This window comes from Methylobacterium sp. UNCCL125, from assembly GCF_900116795.1.
Lineage (GTDB): Bacteria > Pseudomonadota > Alphaproteobacteria > Rhizobiales > Beijerinckiaceae > Methylobacterium > Methylobacterium fujisawaense.
Map to the genome: position 1 here is coordinate 1 of NZ_FPBW01000003.1, position 22,988 is coordinate 22,988.

A 22,988-nucleotide genomic window follows, 5' to 3' on the forward strand; every position below is an offset into this window, starting at 1 on the left:
GCTTATTCCCGCGGTTCGCCCGTCGGGTCAAGTGTGTGGCTGGCACGTCATATCCAGCGCGCCGGCCACTCGCGTAGGTTGATCGCCGCGACGAGGGGACGACGATGCGGTTGAGAACGGTTTGTGCGCTAGCAGGGCTGCTGGCGCTCGGCGGCTGCATCCAGTCCGTGACGATCCCGGCCCAGATGACCGCGCTGAAGGACGCCTGTCACGGCAAAGATCGGCCAATGGCGGGTGCGGGCGACTTATCGGTCTGGCGCTGCGGCGAGGGCGATAAGGCGAAATATGCCGTCTACAGGGGCGACGTCTTGGTGAAGGAGGCGAACGAGCTGGAGGCGTCCCAGGTCGCAGGTGGCCTTTCGTGTCTCTCCCGAGGGTTCAAAGCCAAGACACCCGAGTTCGAGGCGTGCGCTGCTAACGTCCAACAAGTCGCCTTGTCGGCGACAGGAAACTTGCGGGACCGTGAGAACGCCGAGGCCGCAGCGCGCCGTGAGCGAGCTGCTGATGCGCTGATCGCTGCTGGGGCATCGCTCCAAGCGACGCAGCCACAGACCGTAAACGTGCAGGCGAACTGCACCTCGATGCGAACCGGCACCATGGTGAGCACGTCCTGTAACTGATCCGTGCTATCGTCGCGTCATGCGACCGACCCGCACCCAGGTAGTCCTCTGCTGGCTGCTCTTCACCGCCGTGATGGCCGGCCTCTCGTGGTTGCTGCACGCCTACGTGCCGCCGATCATGACCAGCATGCAGGACGCGATCGGCGTCGGGACGCTCGGCATCCTGATGCTGCTCGGATGGCTGGTGCTCGCCTTCTTCGGGTACCGCCCCCTACTGCGTAATTGGCTGGCGCGCCGGCGCTGCACCCGCATTCGCCAGCGATAGCAGCCGGCTCGTGAACAGCTCGGCGTTCTTGCTGCCGGGCGGGGACTTCGCCAGCGCCCGCAGGTCCGGGAGCGCCTTCGGGTCAAACATCAGTCGCGCCACGGCCTCGCCCGAGTTCAGCATCCGCGCCCGCATCATGGCGTCGCCGATCCCGTGCTTCGCGCCGACGGCCAGACCGGCGATGCCGCCCTTCACGCCGCCGGCCGCTGCACCTGCCACCATGCCGGTGACCGCGTCTGAGACGGCCTGCCCGACGTGGGTCTTGCCGGACTGGAATTCCTTCTGGATGGCGTGGTTGAACGCCGTGTCCGAGCCCTTCGCCGGCCGGTAGCCGGTCGCCTCCAAGGTCGTCAGGAGCCGGTCGAGGCCGCCCCACCGCGTCTCACCCTCTGGCAGCGCGCGGATCACCGCTTCGAGGTTATGGCGCTGCTGCGCGTTGCCCCGGATCGCCGAGGCGAAGCCAGCGCCGCCGTACTGCGAGGCGATCCCCTTCGACTGCTGCGTCGCTTCGTTGAACACGGTCTCCAAGTAGGTCCTGGCGAGGCTCTGGGCGGCCCGGGCATCGTTGCGGGCCAGCGCCTGCATCGCGCTCGCCACCTCGACATGGCTGCCCGGCCCGGGGTTCGGCGCGAACAGGGCGCGGGTCGCGGCGGCCACGTCCGGACGCTGGGCGGTCTGCCCGAGCGGCGAAGCCTCGATCCGGGCCATGCCCTCGCGGGCCATCGTTAACCGCGACAGCCGGTCTCGCACCTCGGGGAGGGCGTCGAGGACGTCGGCATGCTCGCGCATCGCCGCCCGCAGCGTATCCGCCGAGAGGTCGCCGTTCCCGCCGGTGGCCCGGTCGAGGATCTGCGTCTCAACGTGGCGGCCGAGGGCTTGGCGCGCGTTCGGCGCCGGCTGGGCCAGCATTTCGCGCGCGGCGGACGGCTGGCCGACGATGCCCGGCACCTGCTCGGCCGGCGTCGCCATGCGGCCGGTGAGATCGTCCCGCCGGACCACGCGGCCGAGCGGGTTGTTGCCGGTGAACGGCTCCAGCGGGGCCGAGTTGGCGGCGAAGTTCGCGTCGGCCGTCGCCACCTCCGGCACGCTCTTCAACTGCGCGTCGAGCGCCGAGCGCGTGGCTTGGAGGTCGCGCACCTTCGTGGCGTCGCCGATGTCCTGCGCGGCGCGGATGCTGAAGTCGAGCCGCTCGCGGGCGTGCAGCAGGCCGGCAACGCTCATGTCGAGGTCGCCGCCGGGCTCGCGCAGGTCGCGGCCGGCCGCCGTTAGGGCGCCCCGCACATCACCCTTCGCCGTGCGACCCTGCTCCGCGACGGCGGCCAGCGCCGGGCGCGGGTCGACCTGCCCGAACCGGACGTCGGGGATCTCCTCCGTCACCGTCGGCGTCTTCACGAGAGGCCCGGGCTGCTCCCGCATCGCGTTCACGGTGCGCTCGAACGCGTCGAGGGGCTCCGCGGTCTCCCCGCGCATCAGGGCACCGAGGGTCCGCGACCGGAGATCGGGGTGGACGCTGGCGGGGTCGATGCCGACGGCGCGCAGGTCGCCGTTCAGCCGGGTCTCCGCCTGCGAGAGGGCGGCGGCATACTCGTCCCCGAGCTGCCCTGCGGTCGGACCGGAACCCATCGCCCGGCTGGAGCCGAGCGGGTACGAGGGGACGCCACGCTGCTCGTTCTGGAGCTTGCGCAGCAGCTCGGACGAGATGTCCCGCGCCATGCCGCCGTCGGCGTCGGGGCGGAAGTAGCCCTCCTCGATCAGCCGCTCGCGCCAGAAGTTGTCGATCGACTTCCCGCCCGGACGCGCCACGTTGCCGAGCCCGGGGATGCCGAACTTGTGCAGGTCGGTGGCCAGCACGTCGCCCTCGAGCGGCAGGCCGCCGTTCTGGGCGATGAACCGCCCGAGGCTGACCGGGCCGGCCTCTTGGATGGCGCCGTCGGCACGGCCCGGGGGCGGCCCGAGCGGCGCGGGCGCGCCATCCGCGAACTGCGGACGGCTGTACTGCTGCGGCGTCACGATGGGCTCGCCGGGGCGCTCCACCGTGGTCGTGCGCTCGATGCCGACCGTCTCCGGCGCGGCGCGGGCGGCGCGATAATCGATGTCCGCCTGCGCGGCTCGGCGGGCCTCTAGGCCATCGGCCACACCGCGGAGCTCGCCCTGGATGGTCCGACCAGCCTGCTCCGGAGTGATCCGGGGGCCGGTCGCCGCGCGCGCCTGGGACAGCGCCGTACCCTCCGGCGTCTGCATCACGCCCTGGCGCGCCGCGGTCTGGACGTCAAAGCCGAGACCGGTCGGGCTCGCGGGCTCGGCGCCGATGCGGTCGAACAGGGCGCGGCCGGCGTTGTCGACCTGCGCCGGACGGGCCGCGTAGAACTCACCCGCGATCCGGCTGCCCTCGCCGCCCGAGTTCGCCGCCACGCGGGCGAGCTGCGAGGCTCGCACCGCCTTGCCGCCGGTGGCCGCGTTCAGCGCCTCGTCCACCGACAAGGCGACCGGGCCGCCCGGGCTGTTCATCGCGCCATCGCGCAGCGACTGCGCCGCGGCCAGCTCGGATTCCGTGAGGCCGTGGGTCGCCTCGCGCAGGAGGTGCTCGCCCGGGTTGCCGCCCTTGATCGCGCGCACGACCCGGCCGACGCCGATGCCGATCGCCGGACCGGCCGCTCCGAGCCCGCCGCCGATCGCGGCGCCCTGCTCAATCGCGCCGAGGTCGCCACCGGACCGGACCGCCGCATCCGCCGCTCCGAGGCCGGAGCCGGAGACTGCGGAGGCTGCCATCCGTACGGGCAGCGCGGCGCCGGAGATCCCGAACGCCGCGGGCGCGGCCGCCATCAAAGGCAGGGCGCCGACAACGCCACCACCGACTTCGCCGGCACCGGCCGCGATCGGATGCTCGGCTGCCGTGCGCTCGCCGAAGCGTTCGACGGTCGCCAGCTCGTCGGAGAAGCGCGTGTCGTTCTTCAGCGCGCGGATGCCGGCGGCGGCGCGGTTCGCGCCCGCGAGCAGGTACGGGCCTACGACGGGAATGCCGTCGATCAGCCCACGGCCGACCGCGGCCGAGGCGTCACCCGGCTCGCCTGCGGTCGGAGCGTCCGAGAAGCCGCGGTGCAGCTTCAGCAGGTCCGCATCCGACAAGCCGGCGAGATCGGCCTTCGGCGCGGCGCCGGACGTCGCCTGAGGCGCAGGCGCGCTCTGGTAGAGGCGCTGCAGCTCGTCGTCGGAGATCTTCGAGAGATCCATCAGCGCATCATCCCGCGGCGGCGCATTTCGGCCTCGACCGCCGTGCGATCAGGGGCGGCCGGACGGTACTGGTAGATCTCGGGCTGCTCCACCTTGAAGAAGCCCGCGCGCTGCGCCGTCTCCGGCGTCGCGAACCGATCCACGCTCGCGTTGTGGTGGGCGATCGTGTTCTTGGCGAGGATCTCCTGCGCCTCGATGCCGGCGCGCAGGGCCGCCTCGACGCTGGACCGGTCACCCGACGAGATGGTCTTGCCGAGCTGGAGATCCATGTTGGTCGTGTGGCCGGACTGCGAGATGGCCTTCGCCAGCTCGGCGCTCTTCTGGGTCGCCGCCTGGTCGAAGAGCTGCGAGTTCGTCACGTAGCTGTCCGGGATGCCCAGGACCTGCGCGGTGATCGCCCGTGCCTGCGTCCGCCAATCGGCGCCGGCGCCCGCCACGATGCCCCGGTCGAGCGCCTCCTTCTGCCGGTTGATGGCGGCGATGGTGCCGATCGCGCCCTCGGCCTTCGCCCGGCTCTCGGTGATCGCCTTCACGGCGGCCTGATCCAGCTCGGCGTTGGCCTTCTGCGGAAGCTGGTTCGTGCCCTGCGTGAGGGCGACGTGCGGCATGCCCTTCTCGTCGTACGCACCAGGAGTCCCCGCGGGGGTGCCCGGGGGCGGCTCGATCATCCGACCGTCGGCGCCCATCGTGCCCCAGACCCGCGCGCCGCCCGTCGCCGGGGCGACCGGGGTCAGCGCGGACGGGCCATCGGTCTCGCCGATCCGGGACTTGTTCACGCCGACGATTGATCCGTCGGGGCGGGTGATGACCTGTACGTCATCCTTCGCGCCGGCCGCGGTGCCCTCGGCCTGCGCCTGCGCGCGGGCCTTCAGCGTCCCGAGGTCCTGCGGACCACCCGCCACCGGCACGAGGCCGGTCGACGTCCGGACGTAGCCCTCCGGCGCGCCGTAGTTCCCCGAGAGGAAGCTCTTCACGAAATCGGGGTTGCCGGCGAGCGCGACGGCGTCCTCGGCGGATGTGCCGGGCAGCTTCGTCATGATGGCGCGGGCCGTCAGGTTCTGGACGCCCTGCTCCTGCTGCGCCTTCCGGGCCTTCAGACCGAACTCGGCCTGCGCCAGCGCGGAGGCGGCGCGCTTCCCCTCGTTGTCCTGGTAGGCCTTCAGCCCAGCCGCCGCGCCGCGGCCGAACCCGGGTGTCGACATCAGGCCGATCCCGAGGGACGTCAGCAGGTCGCCGCCGCCGTTCGCGTTGAGATTTCGCAGCCCGTCGCCGATCCGGTCCAGGAGCGACGGCTCTGCGGCGGGCATGCCTGCCGTCGGGGCGGCTGCGGCGGGGGGCGCGGTTGACCCGGTCGTCGCCGGAGCGGCGGGCGCCGGCAGACTGCCAAAAGTCAGCGGGCGCGCGGGCGCGGCGGCCGGCGCCTCATCATCACCACGAGGCGCGGGTGGCGCGCTGACCGGCAGAGCGGGCGCACGCGAGCCGACGAGGCTCGGCAGCGGCGACCGCTCCGGCTCCGCAGCCACGGGCGCCGACATCTGCGGCGGCAGCGCGCCGAACATGCGCAGCGGCGCGCGCGCGGGTGCCTCGGGCTCGACCGCCGGCGCAGCGGCGGCGACCTGCGGCTGCATGGTCGGGGCCGTCGGGGGCACGAAGCCGGTGAAGCCGGGCGGGATCGCCGCCGGGACGTCGTCGGCCGAGACATCGACCTGCGGCCGCGCCTGCTGCATCAGGCGGGCGATGTCGGCCGGGGAGAGGGCGCCGAACGGCGTGAGACCTGCGGACACGACGCGCTCCTACTTGCCCATGAACTTCGAGGCGGTGCCGGCGATGGCCAGCCCGCCGCCGAGCAGCTGCTGGAGCACGCCCGGCTGCGGGATCTTCTGCACCGACGTGCCGCTTGAGGAGCCGCCGAGGCCCGCGATCGGATCGACGATCCCGGCGTAGAGGCCGAGTTGCTTCCAGGGCGACGCCTGCTGGTCGGCGAACTGCTCCTGCGCGGCGTCGAGCTGCGCCTGGCGGTCCGCGTCGAGGGCGGCGCCAACACCGGCCAGGGTGAGCCCGGGCTGCTGGAGATTGGCGATGTTCGTCCCGACCATGCCGAGGCCCTGGAGCGCCGCGGCCCGGTCCGCCTGTGCGGCCGACAGCTTCAGTCCGGCGGTCTGGATGCCGTTCTGGATGTTCTGATTGTCGATGCCGGCCAGCGCGGTCGCGCCGCCGAGCGCCGTGGTGTTCGTCGAGTTGTAGAGGCCGGCCCCGGACAGGGCGAGGCCGGCGTTCGCCTGCTCGGCGTTGTTGATCGACCCGTAGAGCCCCTGCTGGAGGCTGGTGCGGGCGTTGCGCGAGCTATCGATCGCCGTGGCCGCCTGCATCTGGCGGGTGCGCTCGTTGTCATAGTCGGTGTAGCGAGCCTGGGTGCCGATCGCGCCGAGGGAGTCGGCGATCGTCGCCGCGTACCGGCCCGAGCCGCTGCGGCCGGCCGCACCCATGGACTGGGCGATCTTCGAGGCCGCCTCGCCCTGGCTCCGCCCGATCACCGCGTCGAGGTACGGGTTGGCGCCACCGAGGAACTTGCCGTCGGCGGCATCCTGCAGCGACTTCTCCGTCTGCGTCTGCCCGGACAGGCCGTTGAGCAGGCCGGTGTAGCCGTCGGTCGAGAGGTTATAGTCGCCCCGCGTGAGCGCTCGCGCCGTCGAGTAGGCGAGGTTGTTCGGGTCCGCCATCTGGTCGGCGAGCTGGCTCACCCGCGACGTGTCGATCTTCCCGATGCTGTCGAGGCCCGAGAGCGCGGCCTGGATGCCCGAGGTGCTTCCGCCATTCGACAGCAGCCCGGTCAGGAAGCTGTCGCCAGCCTTGGCCGCGCCCTGGCCGGCGTTGGCGTTGCCGGCGATGGTGTCGAGCGCGGCCAGCGAGGTGTCGCCTAGACCGGCATAGCGCGGGCCGGTGTAGACCTGCGAGCCGACGCCCGAGTTGTACGCCGCGGTCGCGCCGGCGAGCACGCCCTGGAGCGCAGGCTGTGCCGGCGCCCACGGGTCGTTGTTCTGCTGCTGGACCGTGGTCTGGGTCTTGGTGCCGCCGCCCATGTCAGGCCCCGATGCGCTTGGTGAAGTGGTGGCCGAGCTCGCAGGGCGCGGCGGTGTAGTCCGGCAGCACGCGGGCCCAGCCGCGGCGGCCGACGAACTCGACGGTGGTGCAGCCCAGCCGGGCAGCGCCGCGCTCGACAGCGGCGATCACCGAGCGCCACGGGCCCGCCGCGCGGCCGCCGAGGGAGAGGACCCAGCAGGACAGGCGCCCGCCGCGGTGCTGGCGAACCTGCGTCACGCCCGCCGCCACGAACCGGTCACCCTCGAAGATCCCGACGAGCTGGGCCTCGCCCGCGGCGCAGGACGCGAGCAGGCCGCCCACGGTCAAGTCGCAGCGGGGCAGCGCGCAGGCGGCGCCCAGGCATGCCTCGACGCGCTCGGCGAGGTCAGGCGCGAGCGGCATCGACAGGGGCTGGAGGCGCATTCAGGCCCGGCGCATCTCGAAGCGGAAGGTGCGGTCGGTCGCTGGGTTCAGATCGTGCCCGAGCGTGAAGCTGCGGCGGTCGGCCGAGACCAGCCACACGGTCGCCCTCGACGCGGATTCCGTGATCGGGACCCAGCGCGGCAGCGCGCCCGGGCCGCCGTTTTCGCAGGGCACGACGGTTCGCGAGACCCCGTTGGCCAGGGTGAAGGTGTTCGACGAGATCGCGTTGGTGGCGCCGCGGGCGAGGTCGTCGATCGCACGGCTGAAGAGCGACAGGTCCTTCTCGTTCCGACCGGGGACGTTCATCGCGAGCCCTCTGCCGTGGCATCCGGCTCGATCGCCGAGACGTAGGACCAGGTCGTGCCGGCCGGGATCCGCACCCGGGCGCGGTGGTACCGGCCCGACGCGCGCGCCGGCGCGAACCGTTCGACGGTCGGCGCGGACTCGCTGAGCCAGCGGACGGGGGTCGAGGCCCCAAGGCTCTCGCGCACGCCCAGGGTCAGGCGCCAGTCGTCGGCATCCGTGTCGACGCGGCCCGCGCGCACGAAGGCCCGGTTCGGCCGCGCCAGCATGGCGTCGGGGGTCTGCACCACCGCTTCGAGCGGCGCCCCGTCGAGCACGGCGAGCCGGTTGTCGGTCGTCATCACCGCGAGCAGCGTCGCGCCGCCCTGGTACATCGGGTCGTCGAGCGAGGGCTGGGCCGGATCGTCAATCGACCCCTCGATGCTGTCGACCGAGGTGTCCGGCGTCGCGGCCGACATGCCGAAGCGGATCGGGGTGTTGAGGAACGACCAGCGGTCGAGGAGCCAGTCGTACAGCAGCGCCTCGCCCAGCAGGGACGGGTCCGAGGCGTCGGTGCCGGCGAGCCGGTAGGCGAACAGGATGCGCTCGCCGGTCGGGTCGCGGAACGCCACCGTCATGCCGACCCGCTCCGGGTCGACGCGGCCCTGGAAGAACCGGTTCACCCGCTCGGCGCCGATCGGCTGCGACGGGCCGCCGCCGATCACCAGGGCGTAGAAGCCATCCCGGTCGAGGAAGAAGATGCGCGGGCCGACCTTGGCGATGCACCAGGGCGCCACCGCGCCGCGGTTCTCCTCGAGCACGGAGCAGTCGAAGATGTTCCCGGAATCCGGGCTCAGCGTCATGCGCCGGATCGCCCGCTCCTGGAAGATCACGCCGTACTCGCCGCCGGCGAAGCCGGTCACCGCGCCGCCGTCGGGGAGCTGCTGCTCGTCGGCCTCGTGACCGTCGAGGCCGAGGCCCCACTGCTCGATGTCGCCGCTGTCCGACCACCGCACCGACTGCGGGCTATCGGGCAGCCCAGCCAGCACGAGGAAGTCGCCGACGACGCCCATGTGCCGGGCCCGGGGCGGGTTGCCGCCGAGGTCCGCGAACGGTTGTGTGCCAGCCTGGACGACGTCGATCGTGATCTTCTGCACCGGGGTGCCGGCCGAGCAGGCCAGCAGCAGGGTGCCGTAGACAGCGAAGGACCAGTAGTCCCCCGGCGGCACGCTGTAGGAGGTGTTCGGGTTCGTCACCTCGTGCCACGCCTGATCCGTCGTCTTGTAGACGAACAGGCCCTTCGACGTGCCGGCGACGTAGATCGGGAAGTTGTAGGTCGGCGAGAACACCGCGATCGCGCCGCGGCACTCCGCCGGCAGGGCGAGCGACAGCGGTACCGGCGCCAGGACCGGCCCGTAGCCATCCGAGCGCGGCACCACGTTGGTCGCGACCGCCGAGACCGCGGCGTCGACCGAAGCCGTATCGGGCGCGAACGGCGCCAGCTTGATCGGATCGGGCACGGCTTAGTTCGGCGTGTCGCGGGCGGTGGCCTCGGCCTGATCCTCGGCCGTGCGGCGCGGGCGCCCGCCCGTCTTCTGGGAGTCGCCCTGGCCCATCAGCGCCTGGAGGAACGCCATGCCGTCGGCGAGCCACTTCTGGTTCCGGGCCTCGTCCTTCTGGAACCGGTAGGCCTCGGCCATGACGCCGTAGAGGTACAGCTCCGGCGCCTTGGTCAGGAGCCAGTTCGTCGGCGAGGCGGCCGAGAGCGCCGGGATCTGCCGGTAATAGGTCAGGGAGACCTTGCCTGGCTGGAGCGAACGGGTCTGCACCTGGTCGCCGAGCACGGTGAAGTACTGCGGGTCGCCGTTCGGCCGGAACCGGTGCCGAAACTCCGGGCTGTCCGGCTCGACGTAGCGCAGCATCTGCACGCGCGAGAGGTCGGCCGAGGACCACTGGAGCGCGATCCACTCCAGATAGTCGGCCGGGATCGCGTACCCGGGCGTGCCGTCGACCCCGAGCAGCCCGGCGGTGGCCATCATCTCCCGGGTGCGGAGCTGCCGGTTGAGCCACGCCTCCGTGACGCGCACGAAGTAGGGCAGGAACTCGGTCAGGTCGGTGCGCGCGAGGTAGTTCTCGAACGCGGCCGACAGGCTCGGGTAGTCCGTGATCTCGCTGGCCATGGGCGCCTCAGGGGGTCGGTTCGGTGGCGCGCATGCGCGAACGGCCCCAGCGCGCGTCGCGGTCGAGCGCGGTCAGGTCGGCCATGGCTGCCTCCAGCATGGCGCGCCACGTCGCGACACGGGCGTCGCGGCGCAGGAATGGCTCGGCCTCCAGGAGGGCGGCGTAGAGGTAGAGGTCGGGGTGCTTGGCCAGCAGCCAGTTCGACGGCCGGCGGTCGCTGAGCGGCGGGATGCCCTGCCGGTAGACGAGGTTCACCGAGCCGAACGAGGCCGGCCGCACCCGCAGGAAGGCGTTGTCGAGCCCGAACTGCCACGCGTCGGTGGAGTCCGGGATCTCCTCCAGCGAGATCGATCCGAGGATCGTGAACACGCCCGCCGCGAGACCGGTCCCGCCGTGGGGCAGGAGCGGGTCGTGGAACATCGACGCGAAGGCGTGGGGCGGCACGTACTCCAGCCGCTCGCCACAGGGGCCAGTGAGCGACCGCCACGCCCGGTAATCGTCCGGGAGCGGCGTGGCGCCGTCGACGAGCGCGAGCGACAGGGCCGTCTCGTTGTCCGCGAGGTTCAGCCGCCGGTCGAGGCGGACCTCGGCCAGACGGATGAACGTCGGGATCCGGGAGCGCAGGTCGGCGCGCTCGAGGTAATCCTCCAGCGTGCCAGTCAGGTCGTCGAGATCGTCGAAGCCGGCCATCGGATCAGATCCGGCCCGCGCGGGTGCGGAAGCGGGCGTGGTTGCTGTCGTTGAGCCAGCGCGACAGGTACGCGCGATCCTGCTGCACAATCGCCGGCGCCAGCCGGTTCGACCAGATGTGCATCGGGACGCGGGCGACGAGCGCCATGTCGCCGAACGGCCGGTTCAGGTTCTCGACCTGGAGCGCGGCATTCTCGGCGAGGATCTCGTCGACCGGCATCACCTCCCGGATCCGCAGCTTGCCGCCCTCATCGAGCGCCCAGACCTGCTTACCGGTCAGCGGATCGTGGTCGATCAGGCACCAGTCGCCGTCGAACACGAGGTCGGATTCCGCCACGACGGCGGAGGTCGCGGCGGACTGCATCAGGCGACCTTCGCGCGATCGCGGCGGCCGATGCCGGCCTCGACGACGTCCATGGCCTCGTCGACGCCCAGCTCGGCGCTCTCGCCGGCGCGGACGCGGTACTCCTGGTCCTCCGGCAGGTCGGCCGGACGCGGACCCTTCGGCCAGTAATCGCGCTCCATCACGACGAGGACGGTCGCGGCGGGGACGGCGGCGGGCTTGTCGGTCGGCTTGGGGGCCGGGTTCGGGTTCGGGTTCTCGGCCACGCTGGCCTCCGGGTTCGAGGGGGCAGAAACGCGAACGGGGCGCCGGTTAGGGCGCCCCGCTCAGGGTCGTGTCAGGCTGTCAGCCGAGGATCAGGTCAGGTCCTCGATCGTGCCGTGGGCGGCCTCGTTCGAGACCTCCAGCGTGTACTCCGTCAGGAGCATCCGCTTGGTCGCGTCGCCGGTCTGGGCCGGCTTCACGACCTGCATCGGACGCAGCCACGCGAGCTTCACCATGGAGGGGTCGATCATCAGCACGCGGTTGGCCACGAACTGACGGTTCGGCACCGCGGACAGCGGACCGAAGTCGCCGACGTAGACGTCCGCGGCGGCCACGATGGTCGCCGCCTTGTTGCCGGTGTCGCGGCGCTGCTGGGCGATGCCCGGGAAGGCCGAGAACTGGCGCTTGTAGGCGACCGGCATCATCAGCATCGAGGGATTGCCGCCGGCCGTGTAGCAGGACTGCTGGATGTCCTTCACCTGGCTCTCGGCGAAGGCCCGCGCCGTGCCGGCGGTCGGAGCGACCACCTGCCCGGTGCCCTGATTGAAGCCGCCGTTGGCGCCACCGGCACCGCGGGAGACGTTCGTCACGAGCCAGGACGGGAAGCCGCCGAGCTTGCGCGGGGTGTTGGTGCCCCCGTTCGAGGTGGAGCCGCCGGCGTTGGAGGCCTGCGCGGACAGGAGGATGGCCTCCTCGTCCTTTTTCAGCTCCTTGCCGGCCTTCAGGCTCTGGTACTTCACCTCGGACTTGCGGCCCGCCTTGTCGACGGCCTCCGCAGTGCCCGAGACGATGATCGGCTTGCGGCTGATCTGGCAGACGTTGCCGACGCGGATGGTGCCGGCGCGCTGGGTGTACGAGAACTCGTCACCTTCCAGCTGCGCGTTGGTCGTGTCGGCCGGCGCCAGGGCGTCGGTCTGCCACTCGTGCTTCACCGCCTTGGCCTTGCCGCGCCCGATGTTCGAGATGAACGGCGTGTCGGCCTTGGAGATGTTGTAGATCGCGTCCTGGAGGTCCTCGCGCTGGCCCTTCTGGACGTAGGTATCGAGGGTGCCCGCAACCTGGGTCATGATATCCTCGGAGAGATGATCCGCCGGCGCCCCTCAGGCGAACGGACGGCTCGGGTCAGGAGAAGAGGCTGTCGTCGAGGAGGTCGGCGGCGGCCTCGATGGACCCGTCGCGCTCGAGCCGAGCCCGCGCCGATGCGACCGCATCCGCACTCCGGGTGCCCGGGGCCTGCCGTGCGGCGGCCCGGATCGGAGGAGCGGCCTGCGCGCGCTGGACGGCGGCGGGCTTCTTCGCCTGCAGCTCTCGCCACTTCGCTGCATCGGACAGCACCAGGAGGGCCCGGTGATCCTGGATGCCCTGCACGTCCTGCGGGCTGAGCCCGTAGTGCGCGCCTGCGGCCTCGGCCCTCGCGAAGAAGGCCTTGTGCCCCTCGGGCGTCCGGAGTTCCGGAACCTTGGACTGGAGCGTCCGATACTCGTTGGCGATCGCGTCGCGCTGCGCCGTCTGGGCCTGCTCGTCCGCGGCCTGCCGCTCCTGCTCGGATCCGGCGTTAGCGGTCTTGCGTGCGTCGGCGAGCTTCTGGAGCTCGGCCATCGCGGCCTTGTAGGCGCGATCCTGCTGCATGTAGCCGACCACGTCCGTGTCGATCAGCGCGGGGTCCGGCTCCGGGGGGAGGTGGGCCTTCACGATGTCGGTGGCGAGGTCGAGGATCGAAGCGAGCTGCTGGCGGTCGTTCGTGACGGTGGTGCGCTCGGCCTGGAGGGCTTGGCGCTCGGCCGCCACCTCCTGGGTCTTGCGCGTGTAATCGGCCTGGCGGAGGTAGCCGTTCTGCACTTCCTGGAGGGGTATCGCCTTCCCGTCGATGACGACGGTCTGCGGTCCATCGGTGGTCGGCTCGGGCTGCTCGGGTTCGGCCGGCGGCTCCTCCTCGGTCGGCTCGGGGGGCAGATCGCCCTCCGGCTCTTCCTCGGTGGGAGCCTCTTCTGCGGCGGGCTCGGTGCCGCCCTCGGGGTGCTCCTCGGAGGAGTCCTCGGCCAGCTCGAACGCGTCGTCGGGAACAAGGTCCGCGGCTGCGGACATGTCGAGTTCACCAGTCTCGGCCGGGGCCGAGGTGTTGGCATCGCTCATCGGTCAACTTTCAGAGGTGGATGGCCCCGCCCTCAGGCGAAGGAGGGCCCGGGGCGGTCGCTCAGCGCGGCGTTGGTCACGATGGACTCGACGTGCCGGCGGACGGCTCTGACGGCCTGAATGAGGGCCGTGTGTTCGATCAGCGCGGCCGGGTCGGCCACGTTGGCGCGGGCGAGGGCGTCGACGGCACCGGCCTCGATCTCACCCAACGCCTCGACGAAGGTCTCGTCGGCGAGGAGGGCCTGCGCACGCAGCGCGCGGGACGCGGGATCGCGGTCGCTCATCCCTGCCTCGGAATGTCGGTCTGGGCCGGCGAGTGCATCCCGGCCAGGATCTCGGTGCCCTTGAGCTGCGCCTCGAGGCCCATCTCCTCGCGGCGCAGGGCAAAGTCGCGCTCCAGCCGGTCGCGCTCCAGCGCCTCCTCCGAGACCATGCGCTCGCGCTCGACCTGGATGTGCGCCTCGGCCCGGGTGCGGTCGCCCTCGACCTGCGCGGCGATCTTCTGCTGATTGCCCTGCACCTGGGCCTGGATCTTGGCGACCTCGGCCTGCGCGCGGGGATCCTGCTGCTGCGGACGGCTCGCCATCCACTTCGCGAAGTCTTCGTCCGACACGTCGGCGAAGTAGGTCTCCGGCGCCTTCAGCCCGGACGCCTCGACCATCTTGTGCAGGGTCTTCACGTACATCGAGGGCGTCACGACCGGGTTGTCCGGGCCGAGCGTCTGGATGATCTTCTCCTGCCGGGCCGCGACACCGGCCAGCATGGTGAGGTCTCGCTCGCGCGAGCCGGTGCCCATGCCGATGTTGACCTCGACGTCCATCGACGCGTTCCAGGCGCGCGGATCGAACTCCACCCACTGGTCGCGGAGGCGTATCGTCCGCGGCCGGTCCTGATTGCGCACGATGATGCGCAGGATTTTCGAGAACAGCTTCTTGACGCCGAGCTTCGCCATGTTGCGGGCGATCAGCTCGACGCGGGCGTAGCTGGCGTCGTGCTCCAGCTGCTCGGCCGTGGCAGTCTGCGGCTCCAGGGCAGTCGCGTCGAGCGAGGCGGTCGCGCCGGAGACGCCGGTGCGGCGCTGGGCGATGCCGTCCACCGCCTGGATCGCGACGAGGATCTTGTCGGCGATCTGCGGGGTGACGACGTCCCGGACCGCGCCGGCCTTCTTCACGCGGATCACGCCGCCGAAGGTCGGGTTCAGCACCTCGTCCGGGTTGATGATGTCGTCCTGGACCGCCTCACGCTGCGGGCGGTTCTGGGCGTACGTGTTGTCGAGGACGCCGCGCCAGAGCGAGGTCTTCACCCGCATCAGATCCATCACGTCGTCGGCGATGGAGCGGCCCATCCAGCGATGCGGGACCACCTGCGGGGTTAGGTCCGCGAACGGGCGATCGTCGCTCCACTCCTCGTTCTTGAGGAGCTTGCGCCCGCCCGCTCCGCCGGCCGTGACGACCTTCCGGGACTCCGCGATGCCGTCACCATCGCAGTCGGCGAAGACGTAGGCCTCGACGATATCGATCTCGGTGTTCGCGCCCGAGCCCTCGGCCCCGACACCGGCATCCTGCTCGCGGTCGACCGTCTCGGACGGGGCGCCGTCGGAGGCCGGCAGCGACCACACCAGATCGCGCTTGTACCCTTGCTTGAGCAGGTCGGACCGGGTCAGCTTCGTGCGGTGCCAGACGCACCGGGCCGTGTCGACCGACTTCCCCCGGCGCGAGATGCCGAAGTCTTCCGGCGGCACGTTCTCGATCACCAAGCGGCCGGACGAGGTGCGGCGGCGGATCTTCACATCGTGCAGCGGCAGCGGCACCGACTGGCCCGTGGCCGGATCCTGGACCATCTGCGGCCGCTCGGCGTAGCCGACCACCTCGACGTCGGGGTCGTCGAACAGGATCACCAGCTGCTCGTCGGATAGCCCGGTGAACTGCTCGGCCTCCGTCTCCGGCGTCGGATCCCAGTAGGCCTTCACGATGCCGTTGCGGACCTGGAGGGCATCCATGATCCAGGTGAGCAGGATCAGGTAGCCGTCGCAGTCGTTCGCCCAGACGTGGTTCACGTAGTCCGTGGCCTGGTCGGCGCTCTTCTCGTCGCCGGGGCGGGCCGGGCTGTAGACCGCGACGCGATCCGAGCCGTCGAACACCCGCATCAGGCCGGGCAGCATGGTCCCGATGATGTCGGACACGTCGCGCGACACGACCTGAGACCGGCCCGTCTCGGCCGGGAGGTCGCGCACGACGCCGTCGAAGTACTCCAGCGCGGTCTCGCGGTCGCCCTTGGTCGAGCTGGTGCGACTGCGGCGCTCGCCGTTCAGCGTGAGATCGTTCTCGAAGGAGATGCCGCCGGCAATCTCCTCGTCGATCAGGCGCAGCAGATCGTCGTCGCTGACCGCATCGGTGCGCGCCATCGAGGATCCTGCAGATTGTAGAGGGTGACAACGAGACGGGGCAGCGCCCGCACGTCTCGCGGCGATAGCTCTCTGACGGGGTTCGCCCGTCGGGTCAAGCGAAAGCGTTTACGAAGACGGCAGCACCACGATGCCGACCTGCATGCCCGACGCCGAGGTGGCGTTGAGGTTCAGCCCGAGCGTCGCTGCGGCCGTCAGCGCGGAGAGTGTCAGGTTCCCGCCCTGCTCGATCACGCACTTGATCGAAGCGGCAGTGGCCGACGAGGCCGTGATCCAGCACTTCGGGATCCCGGTGCCGGCGTAGACCGGGCCGAGCACGACCTGCACCGGAGCCGAGAGCGCGCCTTGCGCGGTCCAGTCGAAGGTCGCCGTGCCGCTCGCGTCGAGCGTGACCGTCTTCGAGCGCGTGATCCGCGGCTGCACCGCATCACCGCGGCGGAAGGTGAGCGCCGACCCGGGCGCGCCGCCGGGCTGCTCCATCGGGGGCGCCGCCGTGGCAGGCTGCGGGATCTGCGCCTGCACGGCCGAGAGGGCGCCCTGCGTCGCATAGGCGGACAGGTTCGGCGGCGTGCTGGTGGGGCCCGCCGCCAGGGCAGGACCACACGCAAGCAGGAGGGCAACAAGAACGCGCACGACTGCCTCAGTAGCTCATCACCGCCACGGAGCCGCCGGCCGCCGAGCACGCCACGAAGATCGCGGCCTTGGTCCGGCCGGCGTCGTCGAAGGTGAAGGCCTGCCCGACCGCGAGCGGGTAGCCGGTGCCGTAGGCGCCCGCGCTGGGCATGATCTCGCACGCCACCGAGCCGATGTTCGACACGGTGCGGCGGTTGGCCGGATCAGCGGCCGAGACCTGCACGCCGGTGGTACCGATGCCGGTGGTCCGAGCGACCGAGAACGAAGCCGAGCCGCCGGTCGTGATGCATAGCTTGCCGATCGCGTCGACGACGAAGCTGGTGCCGTCGCCGGACGTGAGTACCGGACCGGCGCAGCCGGAGAAGACGCGCGCCTGCTGCGCCTCGGCCGGGGCGGCGCAGGCGAGCGCGAGCACTCCGGCGAGAGCGAGGAATCGGGGCTTCATGACGAGGTCCTGTGCTGCGGATCAGGAGATCCAGGCCGTGCTCGGCGTGCCCCAGTCCTGAGGCTTGGTCTCGATCACCGGCTCGGCGAAGGTCAGGGCGACCGCGTCCCAGAGGTCCGGCGAGGGGATGCCCATCGAGCGCATCTTCTCCTTCGACCAGAGCTGGATGTACCCGCGGCTGTTGTGGCTGTAGCCGGTCGAGCAGGCATCGGCCTGCAGCTCGTCGTCGTCCGGCAGGTCGACGCCGGCCGGGTCCATCAGCCAGTCGAGCGAGTTGAGCCAGATCTCGGCGCGGCGGTTCAGCGGGCCGGGCAACTCCTCGTCCGTGGTCGGCGAGACCCGCGCGGGCTGGAGCGGCGCGCCGCCGAAGTTCACCGGCACGACGATGTTGCGCCCCTCGGGGCCGTACCCACGCTCGACGAGGATGTCGTAGACGCCCGCGCCGTAGCCGCCGGTCACGTCGATGAAGCACTTGATCGGGCCGTCCCGGTCGATGTGGCCGGCGACGTAGTTCGCGCTCTCCGGGATCGACAGGCCGGGCTTGCCGCCCGCCCACAGCACCTTGCGGCCGCGGCGCTTGGCCAGCGCGTGCCGGTCGCCGCCCTGGTGCGCCGGATCGTACCCGAAGACGAGGGGGCCCGAGGGCTGCACGGTGCGCTTGCGGGCGGCCACGACCAGCTTCGAGCTGATGAGGCCGTTCGTGTTCGCCATCTGGAAAGCCTCGGCCGCATTGGCAGGGTATTCCTGCCGGAACAGGGTCTCGCCCAGGTCCGCGATCTTCCGGCGCCGCCAGAACATCTGCTCCGCGTCGAGCCCATAGGCCTCCGCGTAATCGACCTCGGACTCGCCCTGCTCGTCCGGGTCCGGCGACAGGGTGAAGTCGGGCGGGGACGCCTTCCGGTACTCGTCCTGCCAGAACCAGGGCACGAAGATCGCCTGGAACTCGCTCTCCCCACGCTCGGCCTTGCGCCACTGCTGGTGGAAGTAGTTCCCGACCCCGTTGGCCGTACTCTCCAGGATCACCTCGGTGCCCGGCTCGTCGGCGATGGCCTGGAGGATGCCTGAGGCGTGGCTCTGCGCGTGCGGCCAGAACCCGACCTCGGAGCCGTGGAACAGCTGGAGCGTGTTGCCGCGCCCGACCGCCTTCGAGCCGGCCGTGCCGACCTTGTAGCCGCTGTCCAAGCGGTCGAAGAGCAGCTCCTTCGCGTTCGCTGCGCCGGCCGAGGGCCGCACCAGCGAGGGGCAGTGCTCGTGATAGCGCGAGACCATCTCGAACAGCGCGGCCGTGGAATCGTCCTGGTGCGTCAGGATGAAGGTCCGGACGCCGCGCTTGTGGGTCGTGCGCCAGAAGAACCGGCCGCCGATGTAGGTCGAGGCGCCCTGCTGCCGCCCCTTCAGGATCAGCGCACGGACGCTCCCCGACGTGCGGAGCTGATCCTGCAAGCGCTCGTGGATGTACCGCTGCGCCCGGTTCAGCGTGAACGGGACGATCTTGCCCGACTTCGTCCGGATGCGCAGGCAGCGCGGCGCGTAGTGCTCGAAATCGTCCTTCAGGCGCTGGCGGATCTCGCGCTCGCGATCACTCAAGGTCGCCGAGAGCGTCCTCGTGGCTGCGGACGGTGTGATTGGCATCGATCCGCTGGCGGTTGGTGAAGACGTCGCCGACCTCCTTCGCCGCCTGGACGACGAGTTGGGCGGCCAAGGCGATGTTGCCCTGCGTCTCGGCGCGGTCGGCGAGCCGCTGGAGCGTCCGAAGGCGGGTCACGCGGTGCGAGATGCCGATCGACGCGGTGTCCTCGAGGAAGGCCTCGCGCGTGACACGGAACAGCTCGCGAAACTGCTCGCTCAAGCCCTGGCCGGCCCGGCGCTCCGGGTTGTAGGCCTCGACCTGCTGCGGCGTGACCACCTCGCCGAACTCAGCCTTGACCGCCTTCACCACCACCGAGGGCGGGTCGAAGCATGCAAGTTGCTGGACGATGAAGGTTTTCAGCTCGTCAGACAGCGCGCTCACGGGTGCATTTCCGTCAAAGCGGGATCAAACCCGGCGCCCGCAGGTGCCGCACGCGCCGACGATGTCCGCCTCGCACACGATCGGGGGCCGGTTCGCCGCCTCGACCAGCGCCGCGGTCTGGCCCGCCGCCGCACCGACGCCGTAGCGGGCGACGACGCCGACGAACTCTTCGACGTCGTGGCCGTGCATCGTGAAGATCGGCCGGCCGCTCGCCTTCGAGAACCGCGGGGCGCCGAACGCGTCCTTCGCCTGCGCGCAGTGGTACAGCTCGTGCTCGACGAGGGAGCAGAACGTGGCGTCGTCGGCTTGGTCCGCGAAGCCAGCGTCGAGCGTAATCATGAAATCCGGGACGAGGCCGAACCACGCCTCGACCTGCTGAAAGAACCGGGCCCGAGCCCACTTCCCGCCCTGGATGGACGGGATCTCGGCCTGCCCGACGACACCGTTCCCGCCGCGCGCGTTCGGCACGGACGTCCACATGAAGCCGAGCGTCGCCTCGCGGAGGTGCGCGTGCTCCTCGTTCAGCAGCACCGCGTCCTCGCTGATGAAGGCGGCGCGGGCCCAGGCCTCCAGCTCGGGGGCGGGCTCGAACGGGAGCGCCGTGAGGGCGCCTTCCTGTCCGAGCAGCCGCTCCGGCGGGCGAGGGCGGGCGAGGTTCATGCGCCGACCATCCCGTCGACCGCCACGCAGCGCGCCGACAGCGTGCGGCCGCGCGGGGCCTCGCCGAACTGCTCGATGGTGGAGGCGTGGCCCTCGCAGGCGAAGCGGCCGCCCCAGCGCCTACCGGAGACCGGTAGCAGCCGGCAGTCGGAGCCGCGGCAGGCACGGACCTCGATGCGGTAGCCGACCGTCGCGGCCTGCGCGGGGCGATCGAACACCCACACCCACGCCCAGCCGGCGACGAGCACCAGGAGGATGCCGGCGAGGTGCCGGAAGCCGACGATCTCGCGCATCAGCGGAGCACCTTCACCGGGATGCCTAGCAGACGCTCCGCATCCGCGCGCGGCAGCTTGGCGATCGGGCCGGTCGGCGCGCCGAGGTTCGCGGCACCGACGGACAGCTCGTGCTCGCCGCGATGGACGCGGGCCGGCGCGGGCCTGGCCGGGCGCGTGCCGAGCAGCCAACGGAGAACGATGCGCTTCAGCAGCATGGCCGGGCGTTCCTCATCGCCATGGAGCGGCGGACCTCGAACTCGCCGGCCCTGGCCTCGTCGAATGGCGTCTCGGCGGGGAGTTGGACCGCGGCCGGGATCAGCCCCTTGCGGCGGAGGTGGTCGCCGTAGGCCTGGGCTGCCGGGTCGCGCTGGAGGCGCTGCGCGTGGCGGAGCGCCCGGTCCGCGTCGGCCGGGGTGAAATCCGGGCGTGCGGTCACGCGAAGGCCTGGCGCAGCGCCGATGCGAACGCCGGGCGCGCAGCCTCGGCAGCCTCGCGCGTGGCGAAGCCCTCCTGGACGAGGCCGCCGGCGAGGCGAGCGCGCAGCAGGAAGGGACGAGGCCCGGCGGAGGGCTCGTGGACGAGTTCGATGCGCATCAGAGGAACCGCTTTCCGGCGTGGTCGTCGAAGGCGCGCGCGCGCCGGTCGTACTTCTGGAGCGTCGTCACGGCGGTGTGCCGGGTGACGTGCATGACCTTCAGGACGTCGGCTCCGGCGGCGAGCGCCGAGGTGACGAAGCCGGCCCGGAGGGAGTGGCCGGAGAAGAGCGAGGCATCGAGGCCGGCCGCCGCGGCGTGCCGCTTCACGATGTCGGCCACGGATCGATCGGTGAGGCGCTCAGCCGAGACCGCGCCGCCCTTGCCGACGGACCGGAACACCGGCCCCGCCGTGATGCCGGCGACCTTCAGCCAGGCGTCTAGCGCCTCGCAGGGCTTGAGCTTCGCGCCGCGCGGGACGGCGATCTCCTGGCCCGCGCCCTCCTGATCCGTCTTCGAGCGGCGGACGTGGACGATGATGCCGTCCGGCACCCGCTCGAGGTCCGCAACGTCGAGGGCGACGAGCTCGGACCGGCGGAGCGCGGCGGCGAACCCCAGCAGGATCAGCGCGCGGTCACGCAGCCCTGCCGGGCTGTCCGGGATCTTCCGTAGCATCTTCCGCAGGGTCTCGGCCGTGGCCGGCGCCTTCTGGGTCTGGCGGGTGCCGAGCGCCCGGCGGGCGCCGCGGATCGTGGCCTTCACCGCCTCCGATGCGGTCGGGTTGTCAAAGCCGGCGGCCCGGTGCGCCGCGGCGATGGCCGCCACGTGCAGGTCAATGGTCGCCGGCTTCCGGCCGGTGTCCGCAAGGTGGGCGACGTAGGCCGCGACAGTGGCGGGACTGGCTGGCAGCGTGTCGACCTGTCCCGCGGCCCAAGTCACGAACACGCGGAACGCCGAGATGTAGGCGACCCGGGTGCGATCCGACCGGGACGCCCCGGCATAGGCCTTCGCCCGGTCGAGCGAGACGACCGTATCCGCCGGCGCGGCGGGCACCGGCAGAAGGGACATCGTCACCCCGGAATGGTCTCAGAATATTTCGAGCGGATTTTTCCGCCCTCACGCTCTGCGGATCACTTCCGACAAGTTCCCTTGTCGGATGCGATCCGAGGCTCAGATCAGGCCGCTTTTCGCCGCCTCGCGACGGTGAACGGCTTGCCCTTCTCGCTCACCCCGGACTGGCCGAACGTACGCTTCTCGACGGTGCCAAGTTGCGGCCGAAGCTGGCGCACGAGCGCGGCGATGCGCTTGCAGTGCGAGTCCTTGGCTTCGAGATAGTCCGCCTGATCGCGGAAGCGCCGCCGGCAGAAGGCCGCGGCCTCCTGCTCGATCGCGGTCACTGTCGCATGCGCGCTCACGCGGGTGCGCCCGGCTGGATCATGGTGGAACGACCATATCGCGGAACCGCTGCCGCGTCTGCCGGAGCAACGCCTAAGCTGTTGAGCGGGTTCGGTGAAGTGGGGGGCGGACATGCAAAACGCCCGGCGGTCGTTCGACCCCGGGCGCGCGTCTCGCTTCATATAGATTCCTGCCGTTTCGCCCGTCGGGTGTCAAGCCGGGGCGGTTTCGGAGGCCTCCGCCTCCGCGGCCCGGGCCTTCAGCGCGGCGACCCGATCCGGCACCGTCGCGGCGTCGGCGGAGTAGATGTCGTCCGGGGCGTAGCGCCGGGCGCCCTCCGCGGTGTGGAAGTGATCCGTCACCGATTCCAGCAGCCACCGGAAGCGATCCCCGACCCGGCCCACGCCGCGGTCACCGCCCCCGACCGTGCACGAGGCGTAGGTCTTGAGGGTGTGGCCTTCGACCAAGATGGCCTTGAGGAAGCGAACCCCGATCCAGCCGATGACGCCGGCCAGCTTCTCGTCGAGTTGGGTGACGGCGCGGACCCGGAACACCTGCCGAAGCATACCCATCTCGCGAGGGGCGAGGTCCTCGCCGGACTGGCCGCCGGGCAGGATCCCGTATTGCGCGAGCCGATCCAGGCGACCGTCGACCTCGGATCGATCGCCGACCCACGCGGCCTGGAGGAGCCGACCGACTGCGAACTCCTGATCGCTGATCCGGCTGGCCGAGTGCTCCATCGTCAGGACGTCGAGCTGCTTGTTGACCTGCACCTCGACGAAGCTGCCGAGCTTCGTCGGATCGGTGACGATGCGCCGGCCGGGCTTGATCGTGGCGTCCCGCTCGACGTGCGGGTTGAGGCGCAGCCGCTTGCGCTGCTGGTTCGCGCGATGCCGCTCCTGCGGCGTCTCCAGTTTCCGGCGCGCCCGGGCGTCGGCTTCGCGCTTCTGGATGCGGTCGATCACGACCTTGCAGAGGTCTTTCGTCGTCGCGTCCTCGGCCGCTTGCTTGGCGGCGAGCCGCGCCTTCAGCTCGGCGTTGTCGGCCCGCTTCTCGGCGAGATCCGCCTGCCGGGCCCGAAGCACGGCGAGGCGGTCGACGGCGCCCGGCGGGTGGGAAGCCGGCGAACCGGCGAGGGAGACGGCCTTGTTCCTGGACGATGCCACGGTGAGCCCCTTG

The 22,988-nt window shown here is 71.3% G+C and carries 28 protein-coding genes; 2 read left to right on the forward strand and 26 right to left on the reverse strand.

Going from position 1 to position 22,988, the window contains the following annotated elements; genetic code table 11:
• Positions 1-104: 104 nt before the first annotated feature.
• Together BM396_RS01755 and BM396_RS01760 are read left to right on the forward strand one after the other, a co-directional pair.
• Positions 105-620 carry a hypothetical protein gene (locus BM396_RS01755; RefSeq protein WP_043388130.1) on the forward strand — a complete coding sequence of 172 codons (516 nt, stop codon included), beginning with the start codon at positions 105-107 and terminating at the stop codon, positions 618-620.
• A gap of 19 nt (positions 621-639) precedes the next feature.
• A complete protein-coding gene (locus tag BM396_RS01760) occupies positions 640-885 on the forward strand; it encodes a hypothetical protein (protein ID WP_043388131.1) in 246 nt (81 codons plus the stop codon).
• On the opposite strand, the gene BM396_RS01765 is transcribed toward BM396_RS01760, so the two are convergent.
• The 26 genes from BM396_RS01765 to BM396_RS01885 form a co-directional block, all read right to left on the reverse strand.
• Positions 832-4,116, reverse strand: coding sequence for a hypothetical protein (locus BM396_RS01765; protein WP_043388133.1), 3,285 nt, complete (start codon positions 4,114-4,116; stop codon positions 832-834). The genes BM396_RS01760 and BM396_RS01765 overlap by 54 nt on opposite strands.
• Complete coding sequence (locus BM396_RS01770; RefSeq protein WP_043388135.1) at positions 4,116-5,900, reverse strand: hypothetical protein; 1,785 nt, start codon at positions 5,898-5,900, stop codon at positions 4,116-4,118. The genes BM396_RS01765 and BM396_RS01770 overlap by 1 nt, the downstream gene beginning before the upstream one ends.
• A gap of 9 nt (positions 5,901-5,909) precedes the next feature.
• Positions 5,910-7,196 carry a hypothetical protein gene (locus BM396_RS01775; protein ID WP_043388136.1) on the reverse strand — a complete coding sequence of 429 codons (1,287 nt, stop codon included), beginning with the start codon at positions 7,194-7,196 and terminating at the stop codon, positions 5,910-5,912.
• A gap of 1 nt (position 7,197) precedes the next feature.
• Entirely contained in the window at positions 7,198-7,620 is a 423-nt protein-coding gene (locus BM396_RS01780) for a hypothetical protein (protein ID WP_043388138.1), read from the reverse strand.
• Positions 7,621-7,926: a hypothetical protein gene (locus tag BM396_RS01785; RefSeq protein ID WP_043388140.1), complete on the reverse strand. Its 306-nt coding sequence runs from the start codon at positions 7,924-7,926 to the stop codon at positions 7,621-7,623. It lies immediately after the preceding gene.
• Positions 7,923-9,422: a hypothetical protein gene (locus tag BM396_RS01790; protein ID WP_091994650.1), complete on the reverse strand. Its 1,500-nt coding sequence runs from the start codon at positions 9,420-9,422 to the stop codon at positions 7,923-7,925. Before BM396_RS01790 ends, BM396_RS01785 begins: the two co-directional genes overlap by 4 nt.
• 3 nt (positions 9,423-9,425) lie before the next feature.
• A complete protein-coding gene (locus BM396_RS01795) occupies positions 9,426-10,082 on the reverse strand; it encodes a phage adaptor protein (RefSeq protein WP_091994653.1) in 657 nt (218 codons plus the stop codon).
• Between the two features lie 7 nt (positions 10,083-10,089).
• Positions 10,090-10,773 (reverse strand): phage adaptor protein, encoded by a 684-nt coding sequence (locus BM396_RS01800; protein WP_043387902.1) that lies wholly within the window; start codon positions 10,771-10,773, stop codon positions 10,090-10,092.
• 4 nt (positions 10,774-10,777) lie between these two features.
• Complete coding sequence (locus BM396_RS01805) at positions 10,778-11,137, reverse strand: hypothetical protein (RefSeq protein ID WP_043387901.1); 360 nt, start codon at positions 11,135-11,137, stop codon at positions 10,778-10,780.
• On the reverse strand, positions 11,137-11,382 hold the full coding sequence (locus tag BM396_RS01810; protein ID WP_043387900.1) for a hypothetical protein: 246 nt from the start codon (positions 11,380-11,382) through the stop codon (positions 11,137-11,139). The genes BM396_RS01805 and BM396_RS01810 overlap by 1 nt, the downstream gene beginning before the upstream one ends.
• A gap of 90 nt (positions 11,383-11,472) precedes the next feature.
• The gene (locus tag BM396_RS01815) at positions 11,473-12,447 is read right to left on the reverse strand and encodes a DUF5309 domain-containing protein (RefSeq protein ID WP_043387899.1); all 975 of its coding nucleotides are present in this window, start codon (positions 12,445-12,447) and stop codon (positions 11,473-11,475) included.
• Between the two features lie 55 nt (positions 12,448-12,502).
• On the reverse strand, positions 12,503-13,513 hold the full coding sequence (locus BM396_RS01820) for a hypothetical protein (RefSeq protein ID WP_043387898.1): 1,011 nt from the start codon (positions 13,511-13,513) through the stop codon (positions 12,503-12,505).
• Between the two features lie 32 nt (positions 13,514-13,545).
• Positions 13,546-13,797 carry a hypothetical protein gene (locus BM396_RS01825; RefSeq protein WP_043387897.1) on the reverse strand — a complete coding sequence of 84 codons (252 nt, stop codon included), beginning with the start codon at positions 13,795-13,797 and terminating at the stop codon, positions 13,546-13,548.
• Positions 13,794-15,917 (reverse strand): portal protein, encoded by a 2,124-nt coding sequence (locus tag BM396_RS01830; protein WP_043387895.1) that lies wholly within the window; start codon positions 15,915-15,917, stop codon positions 13,794-13,796. The genes BM396_RS01825 and BM396_RS01830 overlap by 4 nt, the downstream gene beginning before the upstream one ends.
• Positions 15,918-16,025: 108 nt before the next feature.
• Entirely contained in the window at positions 16,026-16,550 is a 525-nt protein-coding gene (locus BM396_RS01835) for a hypothetical protein (protein WP_043387893.1), read from the reverse strand.
• A gap of 7 nt (positions 16,551-16,557) precedes the next feature.
• Positions 16,558-16,995, reverse strand: a complete 438-nt coding sequence (locus BM396_RS01840) for a hypothetical protein (RefSeq protein WP_043387891.1) — start codon at positions 16,993-16,995, stop codon at positions 16,558-16,560.
• 21 nt (positions 16,996-17,016) lie between these two features.
• Positions 17,017-18,582: a terminase large subunit gene (locus BM396_RS01845; protein WP_051976294.1), complete on the reverse strand. Its 1,566-nt coding sequence runs from the start codon at positions 18,580-18,582 to the stop codon at positions 17,017-17,019.
• The gene (locus BM396_RS01850; RefSeq protein WP_051976293.1) at positions 18,575-19,006 is read right to left on the reverse strand and encodes a DUF2280 domain-containing protein; all 432 of its coding nucleotides are present in this window, start codon (positions 19,004-19,006) and stop codon (positions 18,575-18,577) included. Before BM396_RS01850 ends, BM396_RS01845 begins: the two co-directional genes overlap by 8 nt.
• Positions 19,007-19,030: 24 nt before the next feature.
• Entirely contained in the window at positions 19,031-19,666 is a 636-nt protein-coding gene (locus BM396_RS01855) for a putative metallopeptidase (protein ID WP_081948811.1), read from the reverse strand.
• A complete protein-coding gene (locus BM396_RS01860; RefSeq protein ID WP_043387889.1) occupies positions 19,663-19,959 on the reverse strand; it encodes a hypothetical protein in 297 nt (98 codons plus the stop codon). Before BM396_RS01860 ends, BM396_RS01855 begins: the two co-directional genes overlap by 4 nt.
• Positions 19,959-20,156 carry a hypothetical protein gene (locus tag BM396_RS01865; protein ID WP_043387887.1) on the reverse strand — a complete coding sequence of 66 codons (198 nt, stop codon included), beginning with the start codon at positions 20,154-20,156 and terminating at the stop codon, positions 19,959-19,961. The genes BM396_RS01860 and BM396_RS01865 overlap by 1 nt, the downstream gene beginning before the upstream one ends.
• On the reverse strand, positions 20,147-20,377 hold the full coding sequence (locus tag BM396_RS01870) for a hypothetical protein (protein ID WP_043387885.1): 231 nt from the start codon (positions 20,375-20,377) through the stop codon (positions 20,147-20,149). The genes BM396_RS01865 and BM396_RS01870 overlap by 10 nt, the downstream gene beginning before the upstream one ends.
• Complete coding sequence (locus BM396_RS32570; RefSeq protein WP_012322585.1) at positions 20,374-20,535, reverse strand: hypothetical protein; 162 nt, start codon at positions 20,533-20,535, stop codon at positions 20,374-20,376. Before BM396_RS32570 ends, BM396_RS01870 begins: the two co-directional genes overlap by 4 nt.
• Entirely contained in the window at positions 20,535-21,482 is a 948-nt protein-coding gene (locus tag BM396_RS01875) for a site-specific integrase (protein ID WP_043387905.1), read from the reverse strand. Before BM396_RS01875 ends, BM396_RS32570 begins: the two co-directional genes overlap by 1 nt.
• A 107-nt stretch (positions 21,483-21,589) precedes the next feature.
• Complete coding sequence (locus BM396_RS01880; RefSeq protein ID WP_244538787.1) at positions 21,590-21,811, reverse strand: hypothetical protein; 222 nt, start codon at positions 21,809-21,811, stop codon at positions 21,590-21,592.
• Positions 21,812-22,021: 210 nt separating this feature from the next.
• Positions 22,022-22,975, reverse strand: a complete 954-nt coding sequence (locus BM396_RS01885; protein WP_043387881.1) for a hypothetical protein — start codon at positions 22,973-22,975, stop codon at positions 22,022-22,024.
• Between the last annotated feature and the right edge of the window lie 13 nt (positions 22,976-22,988).

Coding starts and splice junctions, on each gene's coding strand:
- BM396_RS01755 (WP_043388130.1), top strand. CDS start 105: ATGCGGTTGAGAACGGTTTGTGCGCTAGCAGGGCTGCTGGCGCTCGGC.
- BM396_RS01760 (WP_043388131.1), top strand. CDS start 640: ATGCGACCGACCCGCACCCAGGTAGTCCTCTGCTGGCTGCTCTTCACC.
- BM396_RS01765 (WP_043388133.1), bottom strand. CDS start 4,116: ATGGATCTCTCGAAGATCTCCGACGACGAGCTGCAGCGCCTCTACCAG.
- BM396_RS01775 (WP_043388136.1), bottom strand. CDS start 7,196: ATGGGCGGCGGCACCAAGACCCAGACCACGGTCCAGCAGCAGAACAAC.
- BM396_RS01780 (WP_043388138.1), bottom strand. CDS start 7,620: ATGCGCCTCCAGCCCCTGTCGATGCCGCTCGCGCCTGACCTCGCCGAG.
- BM396_RS01785 (WP_043388140.1), bottom strand. CDS start 7,926: ATGAACGTCCCCGGTCGGAACGAGAAGGACCTGTCGCTCTTCAGCCGT.
- BM396_RS01795 (WP_091994653.1), bottom strand. CDS start 10,082: ATGGCCAGCGAGATCACGGACTACCCGAGCCTGTCGGCCGCGTTCGAG.
- BM396_RS01800 (WP_043387902.1), bottom strand. CDS start 10,773: ATGGCCGGCTTCGACGATCTCGACGACCTGACTGGCACGCTGGAGGAT.
- BM396_RS01805 (WP_043387901.1), bottom strand. CDS start 11,137: ATGCAGTCCGCCGCGACCTCCGCCGTCGTGGCGGAATCCGACCTCGTG.
- BM396_RS01815 (WP_043387899.1), bottom strand. CDS start 12,447: ATGACCCAGGTTGCGGGCACCCTCGATACCTACGTCCAGAAGGGCCAG.
- BM396_RS01820 (WP_043387898.1), bottom strand. CDS start 13,513: ATGAGCGATGCCAACACCTCGGCCCCGGCCGAGACTGGTGAACTCGAC.
- BM396_RS01825 (WP_043387897.1), bottom strand. CDS start 13,797: ATGAGCGACCGCGATCCCGCGTCCCGCGCGCTGCGTGCGCAGGCCCTC.
- BM396_RS01830 (WP_043387895.1), bottom strand. CDS start 15,917: ATGGCGCGCACCGATGCGGTCAGCGACGACGATCTGCTGCGCCTGATC.
- BM396_RS01840 (WP_043387891.1), bottom strand. CDS start 16,995: ATGAAGCCCCGATTCCTCGCTCTCGCCGGAGTGCTCGCGCTCGCCTGC.
- BM396_RS01855 (WP_081948811.1), bottom strand. CDS start 19,666: ATGAACCTCGCCCGCCCTCGCCCGCCGGAGCGGCTGCTCGGACAGGAA.
- BM396_RS01860 (WP_043387889.1), bottom strand. CDS start 19,959: ATGCGCGAGATCGTCGGCTTCCGGCACCTCGCCGGCATCCTCCTGGTG.
- BM396_RS01865 (WP_043387887.1), bottom strand. CDS start 20,156: ATGCTGCTGAAGCGCATCGTTCTCCGTTGGCTGCTCGGCACGCGCCCG.
- BM396_RS32570 (WP_012322585.1), bottom strand. CDS start 20,535: ATGCGCATCGAACTCGTCCACGAGCCCTCCGCCGGGCCTCGTCCCTTC.
- BM396_RS01875 (WP_043387905.1), bottom strand. CDS start 21,482: ATGTCCCTTCTGCCGGTGCCCGCCGCGCCGGCGGATACGGTCGTCTCG.